The 13,197-nt window shown below is 70.8% G+C and carries 11 protein-coding genes and 3 tRNA genes; 13 read left to right on the plus strand and 1 reads right to left on the minus strand.

Features of this window, described 5'->3' with window-relative positions; genetic code table 11:
- Positions 1–55: 55 nt before the first annotated feature.
- The 6 genes from ASF40_RS10895 to ASF40_RS10920 all read left to right on the plus strand — a co-directional run bounded on the left by ASF40_RS10895 (position 56) and on the right by ASF40_RS10920 (position 5,168).
- Positions 56–964: a bile acid:sodium symporter family protein gene (locus tag ASF40_RS10895; RefSeq protein WP_056368945.1), complete on the plus strand. Its 909-nt coding sequence runs from the start codon at positions 56–58 to the stop codon at positions 962–964.
- Between the two features lie 230 nt (positions 965–1,194).
- Positions 1,195–1,695 (plus strand): FBP domain-containing protein, encoded by a 501-nt coding sequence (locus ASF40_RS10900; protein ID WP_056368946.1) that lies wholly within the window; start codon positions 1,195–1,197, stop codon positions 1,693–1,695.
- A complete protein-coding gene (locus ASF40_RS10905) occupies positions 1,692–2,603 on the plus strand; it encodes a PfkB family carbohydrate kinase (protein ID WP_056368947.1) in 912 nt (303 codons plus the stop codon). Before ASF40_RS10900 ends, ASF40_RS10905 begins: the two co-directional genes overlap by 4 nt.
- A gap of 89 nt (positions 2,604–2,692) precedes the next feature.
- Positions 2,693–2,777 (plus strand) — tRNA-Tyr (locus ASF40_RS10910).
- Positions 2,778–2,981: 204 nt separating this feature from the next.
- The gene (locus tag ASF40_RS10915) at positions 2,982–4,010 is read left to right on the plus strand and encodes an alpha/beta hydrolase family esterase (protein ID WP_056368949.1); all 1,029 of its coding nucleotides are present in this window, start codon (positions 2,982–2,984) and stop codon (positions 4,008–4,010) included.
- A gap of 156 nt (positions 4,011–4,166) precedes the next feature.
- A complete protein-coding gene (locus tag ASF40_RS10920) occupies positions 4,167–5,168 on the plus strand; it encodes a hypothetical protein (RefSeq protein WP_056368965.1) in 1,002 nt (333 codons plus the stop codon).
- 158 nt (positions 5,169–5,326) lie between these two features.
- On the opposite strand, the gene ASF40_RS10925 is transcribed toward ASF40_RS10920, so the two are convergent.
- Positions 5,327–6,919: a phytoene desaturase family protein gene (locus ASF40_RS10925; RefSeq protein WP_056368966.1), complete on the minus strand. Its 1,593-nt coding sequence runs from the start codon at positions 6,917–6,919 to the stop codon at positions 5,327–5,329.
- 59 nt (positions 6,920–6,978) lie between these two features.
- Here ASF40_RS10925 and ASF40_RS10930 point away from each other — a divergent pair, with 59 nt between their 5' ends.
- From ASF40_RS10930 to ASF40_RS10960, 7 genes are all read left to right on the plus strand, one after another.
- Positions 6,979–7,785, plus strand: a complete 807-nt coding sequence (locus ASF40_RS10930) for an inositol monophosphatase family protein (protein WP_056368968.1) — start codon at positions 6,979–6,981, stop codon at positions 7,783–7,785.
- 196 nt (positions 7,786–7,981) lie between these two features.
- Complete coding sequence (locus ASF40_RS10935; protein WP_235560209.1) at positions 7,982–9,796, plus strand: peptidoglycan DD-metalloendopeptidase family protein; 1,815 nt, start codon at positions 7,982–7,984, stop codon at positions 9,794–9,796.
- Positions 9,797–9,858: 62 nt separating this feature from the next.
- A tRNA-Thr gene (locus ASF40_RS10940) sits at positions 9,859–9,930 on the plus strand.
- Positions 9,931–9,964: 34 nt separating this feature from the next.
- Positions 9,965–10,038: transfer RNA gene (locus ASF40_RS10945), tRNA-Met, on the plus strand.
- A 485-nt stretch (positions 10,039–10,523) separates the two neighbouring features.
- On the plus strand, positions 10,524–11,492 hold the full coding sequence (locus tag ASF40_RS10950; RefSeq protein WP_056368970.1) for a ThuA domain-containing protein: 969 nt from the start codon (positions 10,524–10,526) through the stop codon (positions 11,490–11,492).
- A 186-nt stretch (positions 11,493–11,678) separates the two neighbouring features.
- Complete coding sequence (locus tag ASF40_RS10955) at positions 11,679–12,419, plus strand: IclR family transcriptional regulator (protein ID WP_082497003.1); 741 nt, start codon at positions 11,679–11,681, stop codon at positions 12,417–12,419.
- 1 nt (position 12,420) lies between these two features.
- The gene (locus ASF40_RS10960; RefSeq protein WP_056368974.1) at positions 12,421–13,188 is read left to right on the plus strand and encodes an IclR family transcriptional regulator; all 768 of its coding nucleotides are present in this window, start codon (positions 12,421–12,423) and stop codon (positions 13,186–13,188) included.
- The last annotated feature ends 9 nt before the right edge of the window (positions 13,189–13,197 follow it).

Consider the following 13,197-nt stretch of genomic DNA (forward strand, 5'->3'; position numbering starts at 1 on the left):
CGCGGACTGTGGACAACCGTGACACGCAGTCGCATCGTTTGGCACACTGAGTCCCATGTCAGAGTTGACCACCATCGGCCTGCCCGTGGCCCTCGGAATCATCATGTTCGGGCTCGGCCTGAGCCTCACCCTCGGCGACTTCGCCCGCGTCCTCAAGCAGCCGAAGGCGGTGGTCGTCGCGCTGCTGTGCCAGCTCGTGCTGCTGCCCCTGATCTGCTTCGGGCTGGTGCTCGCGTTCCAGCTGCCGCCGATCCTCGCCGTCGGCATGATGATGCTCGCGGCGTCGCCGGGCGGCACCACCGCCAACCTCTACAGCCACCTGTTCCGGGGCGACGTGGCCCTGAACATTTCCCTCACGGCCGTGAACTCGGTGATCGCCGTGTTCACGCTCCCGCTCATCACCAACCTCGCGATCCTCTACTTCGACCCGTTCGACGACCAGCTGGGTCTGCAGTGGGCGAAGACGCTCGAAGTCTTCGCGATCGTGCTGCTGCCGGTGGCGCTCGGCATGATCGTGCGCCGCTTCTGGCCGCGCTTCGCGAAGGCGATGGACAAGCCGGTGCGCATCGCGTCGGTGATCATCCTCGTCGTCGTGATCGCCGGCGCCGTCGCGCAGAACTGGGCGCTGCTGCTCGAGAACTTCGGCCGCCTCTCGCTCATCACGATCGTGTTCTGCCTCGTCAGCCTCACGATCGGCTACTTCGCGCCGCGCCTGGTCAAGGTCGGCAGGCGGCAGTCGATCGCGTCGTCGTTCGAGATCGGCATCCACAACGCGACGCTCGCGATCGTCATCGCGGTCAGCGTGCTCGGCTCGGATGAGCTGTCGCTTCCGGCTGCGGTGTACGGCGTGCTGATGTTCTTCATCGCTTTCGGATTCGGCTTCCTGATCCGCGATCGATCCGGCGCCGCCGAGGAGCCGTCGCCCGACGCCGCGGATGACGTCGCCACCCCCACGTCGGCGTGATCCGTCGTCTGCGGGTCGCCGCGGCCCCCACGGCCTCGCGGCCCCCGGCCTCGCGGCCCCCGCGGCCCCCGGCCGTGAGACGACAACTGCCGGACGAGACCCTGGGTGTTCCCCACGGTCTCGTCCGGCGACTGTCGTCTCACGATGGATGCTGCGGCGGAGGGCCGCGGCGAAGACGCGGGGTGGCGGCATCCGTCGTCCTTCGTAGACTGGGCGGGCGAGGAGGTGCCATGCGCCCACTGACCGAAGACGAGTTGCGTTCCGCGTTCGTGAACGCCTCCGCCGACGAGCTGCGTCTCGTCACCCTGCCTCACGACTTCGTGCTCACCGACTGGGATCACCTCGACTTCCTGGCGTGGCGCGACCCGCGCACCCGCGGTCGGGGCTACCTCGTCGCCGAGATCGACGGCGAACCCGCCGCGATCGTGCTGCGCGGCGCCGAGGGCTCGTCCCACGCGCGCGCGGCGCTGTGCAACCTGTGTCACACGATGCAGCCCGCCGACCAGGTCACCATGTACACGGCGCGCAAGGCCGGCGAGGCCGGCGTGCACGGCGACAGCGTGGGCACGTACATCTGCGCCGACCTGTCGTGCCACGAGAACGTGCGCCTCGCGCCGCCGCTCGCGCCCAACGAGGTGCGGGCGAGCGTCGACATGAAGATCGACGGCACCCGCCGACGTACGGAGGCGTTCGTCGGCCGGGTGCTCGAGACGGCGGGAGTGCGGCGATGACGGTCGTGGTGGTGGGCGACGCGCTCATCGACGAGCTGCGTGACGACCACGGCGTGCGGGAGTTCGTCGGGGGAGCCGCGCTCAATGTCGCGGTCGGCCTCGCGCGGCTCGGCGTGCCGGCGGCCCTCGTCGCGATGCTGGGCGACGATGAGCCCGCGTCGCGCGTCAGGCGCTACCTCGCCGACTTCGGCGTCGAGCTCCTCGCGACGCCGTCGCTGCTGGGCACCGCACGCGCCGTGAGCACGCGCTCCGGCGCAGGCGAGCCCGTGTACGAGTTCAACGAGGCGTCACAGCGGCGACGGATCCGCTTCGGCGACGCCGAGCGCCAGGCCTTCGCCGATGCCGACCTCGTCGTCGTGAGCTGCTTCGCCTTCGACGACGCCGAGCAGGCCGCGGAGCTGGCCGACGCGATCGCCGCGGCTGGGGCGCCCGTCGCGGTCGATCCCAACCCCCGCACCGGCATGATGCACGACAAGGACGAGTTCGTGCGCGGCTTCGAGGCCCTCGCGGCCGGGGCCGCCCTCGTGAAAGTCGGCGAGGATGACGCGGCGCTCCTGTACGGCGAGCCGCTCGACGCTCTGCGCGCCCGTCTGATCGATCTCGGTGCGCGCGCGGTGCTGGCCACCGAAGGCGCAGCCGGTGCCACGATCGAGGCCGGCGAGGTCGTGGTGACGCGGCCGATCTCGAACCTGCCCGGCCGCATCGTCGACACGATGGGCGCGGGCGATGCCGCCTTCGCCGCCACCGTCGCCGCGCTTGTCGCGAGGACGCCGGAGAGCGCCGACGACTGGGACACGGCGCTGGTCTCGGCGATGGACTCGGCAGCAGCGACGTGTCGTTTCGAGGGGGCGCTGCTGCGTACGCCGAGCGCGCTCGAGGGCCTCGACATCGACCACATCGGCACGTAGAGCGGGCCGATTTCAGACCTCGGGCATCTACGCGTAATATGGTGGATCGCGCCTCCGGTCGTCTGGAAAAGTCGGACGGGTGCGCACCTGGCGAGTTACCCAAGCGGCCAAAGGGATCTGATTGTAACTCAGCTGTCATCGACTTCGGGGGTTCGAATCCCTCACTCGCCACCAACCAGCCAACGCCGAAACGCGCCCCGCTTGCGGGGCGCGTTTCGGCGTTTCTGACAAGTGCCGGGGATTCGAACCGTGGCGCGCACGGATGACGGCGATCAGTGCGCCCGTCATATTCCGAGTGCGCCATCGACGCGATCTTCGTGCACTGCTAGCCTTCGAAAACCGAGCGAGCGCTCGGGATTTGAGAACGAAGGAGTTCTGATGATCGCGACGACCCGAACACGAGCACGTGCGATGCTCGCCACGGGAGTGGCCCTCGCCCTCGCGGCGGGAGGCATCGTCCTCAGCGCGGCCCCCGCCACAGCGGCAGGTGGCCCGGCGCAGTCCTGCGCGCGGACCCTCCCCGTCGGCGCATCCACGCTGGAGGTGACCTTCGCGGGAGAGACCTACGGCGTCCTGGTGCAGGTGCCCGACGCGCCGCTGCGTCGCGAGCTGCCGCTCGTCGTCGACCTCCACGGGTCGAACGCGAACGGCGGCGTGCAGGCCGACATCTCGGATCTCGGAGAGGTCGGTGCCGCCGAGGGCTTCATCGTCGTCAACCCGACCGGCGACATCGAGTTCCCCCGGACGCTGCCCGACGGCAACTGGGCCTGGAACGTTCCCGGGGTGCCGCTGACTTCGGGCACCTACCCTCCTGCGGGGTCTCGCGACGACGTCGCCTTCCTCCGCGTCGTCGTCGACGCGGTGGACGCGGCCGGGTGCGTCGACGAGCGCCGCGTCTTCGCCACGGGCTTCTCCGGCGGCGGCCGTATGGCGTCGGCGCTCGCGTGCGAGGCATCCGACGTCTTCGCCGCGATCGCACCGGTCGCCGGTCTTCGCGCTGGGCGCCCGGACCCCGCGGAACTCTCCGAGCCCGTGGCCGACTCCTGCTCTCCCGACAGGCCGGTCGCCGTCGTGACCTTCCACGGAACCGCCGACTTCGTCAACCCGTACCCGGGCAACGCCGACCCCCGCTGGGGATACACCGTCCAGCTGGCAGCCGAGCGCTGGGCCGGGCTGAACGAGTGCCGTCGCGGCCCGATCGTCACGCCGGCGGCGGCCGGGATCACCGCCTACTCGTGGTCGAACTGCGCCAAGCAGGCCGACGTGGTGCTCTACGAGGTGGCGGACGGCGGTCACACCTGGCCCGGAACCGACGTCGACCTCTCGCCGCTGGGCGCCGTCACCCAGGAGATCAGCGCCTCGCAGATCATGTGGGACTTCTTCAAGGCCCACCCGCGCCGCGGCTGAGGCGGCTCGTTCGAAGCGCCGGGGCACCGGCTCCGGCGCTTCGAACCATGCGCGGGATCATCGAGGGTCGAGACCACGCGGATCCGCCTGCGCACGCCCGGGCGGCATGTCAGGATGGGCGGTGCAGGCACTCCGCCCCGCCACGAGAGGAACGCCATGACCGCGCCCGACCCGTATGCGACGCCCGCTCCGAGAGGGGAAGAAGGGCGGACGGATGCCTCGCCCTCGCCGTTGCTGCGGATCGCCATCTGGGTCGCGATCGGCGCCCTCATCGCCGCGGCGCTCGTCTGCGTCGTCTGGGTGCTCATCGGAGGGCAGGACGGCCTCATCGGACGGGCGTTCCTGACGATCCTCCTGCTCGTCGCGTTCGCCGGGGTCGCCATCCTCGACGCCCACCTCGCGCCGCAGCGTCCGGCCTGGTTCGCACTCGCGAGCATGGCGTCGTGGATCATCGCACTCCTGCTCGGCGCCGTCATGATCTGGATGCCGGAGCGCTACTACTGGATCGGATTCTCGAAGTTCGTCCAGTTCCTGCTGATCGTGCTGATCCTGCAGCTCGTCCTGCTGCATGTGCGCCTCTACATGAAGGCGCTCCAGCGTCACGACACGCCCTTCACCCGCACCGTCGCGGTCATCACGATCGCACTCGTGGTCGGCCTCGCGGCCCTGCTGATCATTCCGCTGGCGTTCGGCGAGTGGCTCATCCTCGCCGACCTCTACTGGCGCATCGTGGTCGCCGTCGCGATCCTGGCGGCGGTCGGCACGGCGCTGCTGCCGCTCGTGAACGTGCTGCTCGCGCCGAAGAAGCCCCGCGCCCCCGTCGCTTACCCGGCCCTCGCCGCACCGGTCGCCCCCGCCGCCATCACCGCGCCGGGCGGCGCTCCGGCCCCGCAGGAGCTCCTCCCGTGGCCGACGTACGTCGACGGCGCCACGCCGTTGCCGATGCTGCCTGACGGCTCGCCCGACTGGAACGCGTATTACACGGGGTACCCGTCGCCGGGCGCGCACGTCTTCACGCGGATCGAGCCGGCTCCGTCCGCGCAGCTGCCTGGCCCGCAGGCTCCCGCGCTCGCCGAGCCCGCCGCCCCGCAGTCGCCGGCGACGGCGCCGGGGTACGAGGGCTACCCGCCGCCCCCGCCGCTGCCGCCGCGCCCCTGAGCGCCGGACCCGCTGCGGGTCGCAGCATCCGACTCCTTCTCGCTCGACAGGTCAACCGGGGTTCTGCAGGAGAGTTCGAGCCGACTCCCTGCGGTGGAGCCGCGGTTGACCTGTCGGAGCGCGTTCACACGCTGCGCACCCGACCACGGCATGGCAGGTCAGCGCGCGAGCAGCTCCAGCGCGGCCATGGCGGCGTTATGGCCGCCGAGGCCGCTGACGGCGCCGCCACGGCGCGCCCCGGAACCGCACATCAGCACGGTCGGATGCTGCGTCGCCACGCCCCAGCGCTCGGCGGGCGTGTCGAGCGGCTCATCGTCGCCCGCCCACGGCCACGAGAGCGGCCCGTGGAAGATGTCGCCGCCCACCATGCCGAGCGAGCGCTCCAGGTCGGCCGTGGTCCGCGCCTCGACGCACAGCGTGCCGTCGGGAGCCTCGTAGAGGCAGTCGGCGATGGGCTCGGCCAGCACCGCGTCCAGCGAGCGCTGGGCCGCGTCGAGGAGCGCCGCGCGCGCAGCATCCGTGTCCCGTCCGTCCACGAGGCGGTGCGGCACCTGGAGGCCGAAGAGCGTCAGGGTGTGCGCGCCCGATGCGCGCAGCTCGGGACCGAGGATGGTCGGGTCGGTGAGGGAGTGGCAGTAGATCTCGGCCGGGAGGGGATCAGGGATGCTGCCGCCCGCCGCCGCCCGGTACGCGTCGTCGAGCTGGGTCATGGTCTCGTTGACGTGGAAGGTGCCGGCGAACGCTGCCTCGGGGGAGACGTGCGCGTCGCGGAGACGGGGGAGCCGCTTCAGCAGCATGTTGACCTTCAGCTGCGCGCCCTCGGGCGTCGGCGCATCGGCGAGAGGGGCATCTGCGCCGCCGGCCGCGAGCAGTCGCGAGAGCACCGCCGGGCCGACGCCGCTGAGCACCAGCTGCGCGTGCACGACGCCACCGCGGGCGAGCGCGATCTCGCCGTCCGGCGTCACGGCGGTCACCTCGGTCTCGATGCGCAGCTCGGCGCCGGCCTCGGTCGCGGCGCGCGACAGCTCGGCCGTCACACGGCCCATGCCGCCGACGGGCACGTCCCAGTGCCCGGTCCCGCCGCCGATCACGTGGTAGAGGAAGCAGCGGTTCTGGCGGAGGCTCTCGTCGTCGGAGGAGGCGAAGGTGCCGATGACGCCGTCGGTGAGCGCGATGCCGCGGGCGATGTCGGTGTCGAACGACGACCGGAGCACGTCGCCCAGGGGGCGCTCGAAGAGGTCGGACCAGAGCCGGTCATCGCCGAGCTCCGCCCGCACCTCTCCTTCGCGACGCAGCGGCTGCGTCATCGAGGGGAAGAGGAGTCGCGCGATCGGCTCGATCCGGTCGGCGAAGTCGCCGAAGCGCGTCGCCTCGCCGGTGCTCCCCGTGACGCGGGCGAACGACGCGGCGGTTGCCGCGGCATCCGCGGTGTCGATCAGGACGCCCCTCGACGGAGCCGCCGGATCGGGCGTGTACGAGGAGTAGCGGCGTCGGAGGAGACGGATGTCGAGCCCGAGGTCGTCGACGATGCTCTGCGGCAGCAGGCTCACGAGATAGGAGTAGCGCGAGAGCCGTGCGTCGACGCCCGCCCACGGCCGCTCCGACACCGCGGCTCCGCCGACGTGGTCGAGCCGCTCGAGGACCACGACCGAGCGTCCGGCTCGGGCCAGATACGCGGCGGCGACGAGGGCGTTGTGACCGCCGCCGACGATGGCGACGTCGAAGCGGGGGGACCGGGCGGCAGCGACCATGGGCTCCACGCTACCCAGGCGTCCGCTCGAGCAGCGCGCCGCTTCGTTACCGTGGAGGCATGAGCCTCGAGCACGACCTCGAATCCCTTGCCATCGACATCGCCCGCGAAGCCGGGGAGCTCGCGCGGACCCGCCGTGAAGCGGGCGTCGCGATCGCGGCGACCAAGACCGCGCTCGCCGACATCGTCACGGAGGCCGACCGCGAGGTCGAGGCGCTGATCCGCGCCCGGCTGAGGGCTGCGCGCCCCGAGGACGGCTTCCTCGGTGAGGAGACCGGCGGCGACCGTGGCACGACCGGCGTCACGTGGGTCGTCGACCCTATCGACGGCACCGTGAACTACGCCTACGGCATCCCTTCGTACGCCGTGAGCATCGCCGCCGTGCAGGGTGAGCCGACGCCCGAGGCGTGGGAGGCGCTCGCCGGCGTCGTCTACACCCCGGTGCTCGGCGAGATGTTCCACGCCGCCCGCGGCGAGGGAGCGTGGCTGGGGGTGAACCGGCTCGCCGTCAACCCGGAGGTCGGGGGAGCGGGCGCCCTCCTCGCGACCGGGTTCGGCTACGACCCCGCGACCCGGCCCGCAGACATCGAGCTCATCGGCCGCGTCATGCCCGCCGTGCCCGCGCGCGACCTGCGTCGTGGAGGATCGGCCGCCAGCGATCTGGCGTTCGTGGCCGCCGGGCGCCTGGACGGGTACTTCGAACGCGGGCTCGCCCCGTGGGACCTCGCGGCGGGGTCGCTGCTCGTGACGGAGGCGGGTGGCCGATTCGGCCGGGCGGAGCCCGACGGCGGTCCGCGCGCCCCCCTCATCGTGGCCGCGACTCCGGCGATCTTCGACCGCCTGGCGGCGGCCGCGGGACTCGCGTGAAGACGCGGTTCTCATCGAATCCTCACCAAACGCGCCCCATGAAATCCGAGCCGCACATGGCATTCCCAGGACGCCCGGGGTAGTGTTTACCCGATCGTTACCTTCGCCACCCGAACGGCGGAGGGGTCCTTTTGCCCGAAGACCGCCTTGTCGCGAACACCCCCCTCGCGGCACGACCTGAGAGCCTGCTTCCGCTTTGCCTTTCGACGCCCCCCAGGCCGGATCTGCGCCCACACGCCGCTCCAGTCGACCCTCCGCAGCGCCCGCCCAGGCGACGCCGGAGGCATCCGGGGCAGGCCGTGCGACCGCGCGGCGGCAGGCGGCCAGCACCGCTGCGGAGCGTCCCGCGGTCGTGTGGGGTCGTCCGATCGAGTCGAAGCGAACGGATGCTGCCGCCACCGCTTCGGTGAAGCCCGAGGCGACGTCGTACGTCGCGTCGTCCACTGAGGTCGCGGCTCCGGCAACTCCGGTCCTTTCCGTCCCGGTGGCTCCGGCTCCCGTAGCGACGCCGGTCGAGCCCGTGGCCCTGGCGCCGTCGTCGGTCGAGCTTCCGGCTACGTCCGGCCCCGTCATCGAGCCCGTCGCGCCGCGCGCCCGTCTCCGTTCGTCGGCTGCCGCCGCCGCGCCCGTTGCCGAGCAGGTGAGCCGACGCTCGCGTCGCTCCCAGACCGCCGAGCAGCCTGTGACCGTCGTGCCGCCGATCGCCCCCGTCGCTCCCGCCGAGCCCGAGCGCCCTGCTGCGGCGTTCGAGGCCGGACTGCCGACACGCGAAGAGCCGGCACCGTTGCTCGACACCGTTCTCGCTCCCGCAGAGCCGTTCGAGCTTCTGGAGCCCGTCGCGATCGCCGAGTCGCCGGCCTCCTCCACCACCGCCGTTCCGGCGCCCGTGTCGAGTGCGACGCCGACCGAGGGCGCATCCACGTGGAAGGCCGACTCTTTCGATGGGCTTCTCGCCGCCGAAGCCGCTGAGACGGTGGCCACGACCGCGCCCGCGGTCGAGGCGGCCGCACCGCAGCCGACGGCAGCGCCCACCGAGTCGCCGGCACCCACCCCGAAGCCTGCCGAGCGGCCCCGCACCGAGCGCGTCGAGCCCCTGACCGGCCCGATCCCCGCGCCCGCAGCATCCGGAGTCGACGAGTTCGAAGCCGCATCCCGCCTGTTCGCCTTCACCGGCGAGACCCCTGTCCAGCAGGCCGCGCCCGAGGCGGCGCCTGAGGCAGAGGCGACGCCGCACGCGGCGCCCCGCCGTGCGCAGGCCCGTCGTGGTTCAGCCTTCAAGCGCGTCGCCACCGCGTCGTTCTCGGTCGGTGTCTTCGGCATCGTCGGTCTGATGGCCGTCGGCATGACGACCCCGGCCGAAGCGGTAGCCGCGGTCAACGGCACGGAGGCCTCGCTGTCGGTGCTCGCCGTCGGCGACGACTCGGCGCCGCTCATGGATGAGGCCGAGATCCAGGCGTATGTCGCTCCTGGCGACGCGCAGAGCGACACCCTCCAGCGCACCGAGAACTACGCGACGACCACCACGGCGCAGCTCGCGTCGGAGGCGGGGATCAAGAACTTCTCGAACCTCTTCCACAACAACCCGAACTCGAACGTCCAGTGGCCCTTCGCGGTCGGTGTGACGATGTCGTACGGGTTCGGCATGCGCTCCGGCCGCATGCACGAAGGCATCGACTTCACGCCCGGCAACGGCGCTCCCGTGCAGGCGATCGCCGACGGCACCGTCCGCGTCGCCTCGGAGGCCGGCGGCGCCTACGGCGTGCATGTCATCATCGACCACATCGTCGACGGGCAGTTGGTCTCGAGCCACTACGCGCACATGCAGTACGGCTCGCTGCAGGTCAGCCCCGGCCAGCACGTCACCGTCGGCACCGTCATCGGCCGCACCGGCAACACGGGCCGCTCGTACGGCGCCCACACGCACTTCGAGATCCTCGACAACGGCACCACCGCCATCGACCCGTGGCCGTGGCTTCAGAAGTACACCGACGGGACCCACACGGTGGGTTGAGTGGTTCGGAAGGATGCCACGCCTCTGGTATCCTCTTCTAGTTGCCTGCTTGCAGGCAGCACGCCCCGATAGCTCAGTGGCAGAGCACTTCCATGGTAAGGAAGGGGTCGTCAGTTCAATCCTGACTCGGGGCTCGCAGCATCCATTTCGTGACCGTTGGATGCGTATGGCAGGGTAGCTCAGTTGGTGAGAGCGCACGACTCATAATCGTGAGGTCGCGGGTTCAAGCCCCGCTCCTGCTACAGAAGAATCTCGGGTTCGCGCTCGTCTCGCAGCGAAGTGCTCGCCCGGCCTCGAGCCGATGCTCACGACCAGTGAACTCGTCGAGTGTCTCGGCGTGCCTCGCGCAGGCGATCTGCGATCGGCGCCGATGGCCGGGGCTCAGCCGGCATTCGTGTCGCGAAATCCGGGTGCGACGTTGGCCGTGCACGCCACCCGCCCGTCGGCGGACAGTGCCCGCACGTGCGACTACTCCGTGCCGGTCGGACGGACCCGATCACGTGCAACGGGCTCTGCCGGGGCCATGCCGGACGGCGATCGTTCACGCCATCCCGACGCGGCTCCACCGGCGATCCATTGAGCGGGTCGACGTCGGATCGCGCCCCGGCTTACTGGGTGGAACGGACTTTGCCTGGATTGCTCGCCGCCGCCTAGATTGCCACCAGCCCCCGGACCAGCGCGTGTGACGCATCAAGGGGAGACAGCACGCACGATCAAAGGAGATCACATGAAATCGCTCATACGCTCCGGAATCACCCTCGTGGCCGCAGCGGCTCTCGGGGCCGGCTTGGTGGTCGGCGGAACGGCGCTGAACACCGAGAAGGGCAACGGGAACGGCCTCGGCGGACAGCCGGCGACCGCCAGCCAGATCTACCTCGACGAGATCAAGGACTACGGCGTCTGCCGTGGAACCGACCCGTCGTGCTACCACGAGTGGGGCAACGGCTGGACGGAAGGCGAGGAGAAGAAGATCCTCATCTGGAGCCGCACCGCCGGCCCGCGTCACGCGCACCTCGGCACCGCCCTCGGGCCCGGCCTCAACCCGCCTCTCAACGCCAACAACGTCGCCCAGGCGACCCTCGTTCAGTGGGCGGCTGAGCGCGGCATCAAGGCCGATTACACCGAGGACCTCTCGCAGTTCCGGCTGAACAACTACCAGGCCGTCATCTTCCTCAGCTCCAACCGCGACACGCTCGATGACACCGCGCAGACCACGCTCATGCAGTACATCCGCGGCGGCGGCGGATTCGTGGGCATCCACAACGCGTTCGGCGCGGAGTACAGCTGGCAGTACTACGAGGGGCTGCTCGGCGGGGCGAACTTCTACAACCACGGCCCGAACCGCGATGGAACCGTCGAGACGATCAACAACCGCGATGTCTCGACCACGGGCATGCCCAAGACGTGGGCCTTCAAGGACGAGTGGTACAACCTCATTCCGTACCCGAGCTTCGTCAACGTGCTGCTCGAGGTCGACAAGGCCACGAGCGAGGCCACACCTGCGGGCCACGGTGAGAACCACCCCGTGAGCTGGTGCCAGTACTACGACGGCGGCCGCGCATGGCTGACGACCCTCGGTCACGACAACGCGGCCTGGCAGGGCACCCTCCCCGGTGACGGCGACGCGTTCTTCAAGGAGCACGTGGTGTCGGGCATCGAGAGCGCGATGGGCATCAAGTCGTTCTGCACGGTCTGACGCCGGCGTAAGAGTCCACGGACTCTCACGGCCGAGGCCCGGGCTCGTCGACACGGCGGGTCCGGGCCCTCGCCCCGCTCCGGTGGCGGTGGCCCGCGAGGGCGCCCCGTCCCATTGAGTGGAACCATTCCCGCGGCGAAGCCCCGTTCGCTTGCCGCCTCCTCTCACCCGACAGATACTGCACACATGAGATCCGCCCCCAGGCAAGAGCCGGTTTCCGTGCTCGACCGGATCCTCGCCATCCTCGAAACAGTCCGCGAATCACACGGATCGACGACGATCACGCAACTCGCGCTGGCCACCGGCATCCCCAAGTCCACGGTGTCGCGTCTCGTCGGAGACCTCGTCCGGCAGCGCTACCTGACCCGCACGGCCGAGGGCGTGGTGATCGGTCTGCGCCTGTTCGAACTCGGCGCGCGCGCCAGCACACCGCGCCGGCTCAGCCTGGCCGCTCTCCCGGTGTTGGCCGAGCTCTTCAACGCGACCGGCGAGCACCTCAACGTCGCCGTCCAGGAGGGCAGCGAGATGCTCTCTGTGGTCTCGGTCCGCGGTCGACTGAGACCGGCGCCATCCCATGCGGGGGTCCGCGTGCCATCGATCACGACCGCCCTCGGCAAAGCGGTGCTGGCCTTCACCCACGACGAGCTGGCGTTCGGCAGCGTGGTCACCGGACTCGACCTGCGCAGCCGCCTCACGTTCGAGAAGGAGCTCGTGTCGGTCCGCACGGAGTGGGTCGCGATCGACAGGTGCGAGACCTTTCCAGGCGTGGTCGGCGTCGCGAGCCCCGTGCTGTCGCCGGATCGGATCCCCGTGGCCGCGATCTCGGTCGCGGGGCCGGTCACCGACATGGATCCGAACCGGATGGCGCCGCTCGTCCGTCACGCGGCACTCGCCCTCACCAACCGGTTGGCGCTGCAGGTGGCCTGAGATGAGCGACGCAGACGGCGACGCACTCGGCGTGCTCGACCGCATGACCCGCATCCTCGAGGCATTCGACCAGGACGACGGCGGCATGGGGATCTCGGAGCTCGCGCTGCGCGCCGGTCTGCCCAAATCGACGGTCTCGCGCCTCGTGGGCACGCTCGTGCGCCAGCGGTACCTGGAACGGGACGGCAAGCACATCCACCTGGGTCTGCGGCTCTTCGAGCTCGGTCAGCTCGCACAGCAGCCGCGGGAGCTCAGAACGGCGGCTCTGCCGGTCATGGCAGATCTGCGCAACAAGACCGGCCAGAACGTGCACCTGGCCATCCGTGACGGCCACGAGATGGTCTGCATCGCCGTGATGCGGGGCCGATCGACGACGCCGTCCCGCGTGCGGACCGGCGGTCGGCTGCCGATGCACGCCACCGCACTCGGGAAGGCGTCTCTCGCCCTGGCCACGCCCACGGACGTGGACCAAGTGCTTGCGGGGGAACTCGAGGCGTGGACGCCGCGCACGATCACAGACCGCCCCGCTCTCCGCCGTCAGCTGGCCGACATCCGCCGCGGCGAACTCGCGGCGGAAGTGAGGGAATTCGCGCCCGACGTGTCGTGCGCAGCCGTTCCCGTCCGCGGGCCTGCCGACTCCGTGGCGGCCGCCGTGTCGGTGTCGGGGCACGCGGACGACGTCGATCCCGGACTCTTGGAGCAACCCCTCCGCGCGGCGGCCACCGCGCTCGGACTTCGCCTGGCGACGATGCGGTCTCCTCTGCGCTGAGTCGCGGCG

The organism is Microbacterium sp. Leaf288, assembly GCF_001422925.1.
Taxonomy (GTDB): domain Bacteria; phylum Actinomycetota; class Actinomycetes; order Actinomycetales; family Microbacteriaceae; genus Microbacterium.

Bases quoted from the DNA above. Each gene is read 5' to 3' on its own strand.
- ASF40_RS10925 (WP_056368966.1), bottom strand. From the start codon at position 6,919: ATGGTCGCTGCCGCCCGGTCCCCCCGCTTCGACGTCGCCATCGTCGGC.
- ASF40_RS10950 (WP_056368970.1), top strand. From the start codon at position 10,524: ATGAAATCGCTCATACGCTCCGGAATCACCCTCGTGGCCGCAGCGGCT.
- ASF40_RS10955 (WP_082497003.1), top strand. From the start codon at position 11,679: ATGAGATCCGCCCCCAGGCAAGAGCCGGTTTCCGTGCTCGACCGGATC.
- ASF40_RS10895 (WP_056368945.1), top strand. From the start codon at position 56: ATGTCAGAGTTGACCACCATCGGCCTGCCCGTGGCCCTCGGAATCATC.
- ASF40_RS10920 (WP_056368965.1), top strand. From the start codon at position 4,167: ATGACCGCGCCCGACCCGTATGCGACGCCCGCTCCGAGAGGGGAAGAA.
- ASF40_RS10900 (WP_056368946.1), top strand. From the start codon at position 1,195: ATGCGCCCACTGACCGAAGACGAGTTGCGTTCCGCGTTCGTGAACGCC.
- ASF40_RS10960 (WP_056368974.1), top strand. From the start codon at position 12,421: ATGAGCGACGCAGACGGCGACGCACTCGGCGTGCTCGACCGCATGACC.
- ASF40_RS10930 (WP_056368968.1), top strand. From the start codon at position 6,979: ATGAGCCTCGAGCACGACCTCGAATCCCTTGCCATCGACATCGCCCGC.
- ASF40_RS10905 (WP_056368947.1), top strand. From the start codon at position 1,692: ATGACGGTCGTGGTGGTGGGCGACGCGCTCATCGACGAGCTGCGTGAC.
- ASF40_RS10915 (WP_056368949.1), top strand. From the start codon at position 2,982: ATGATCGCGACGACCCGAACACGAGCACGTGCGATGCTCGCCACGGGA.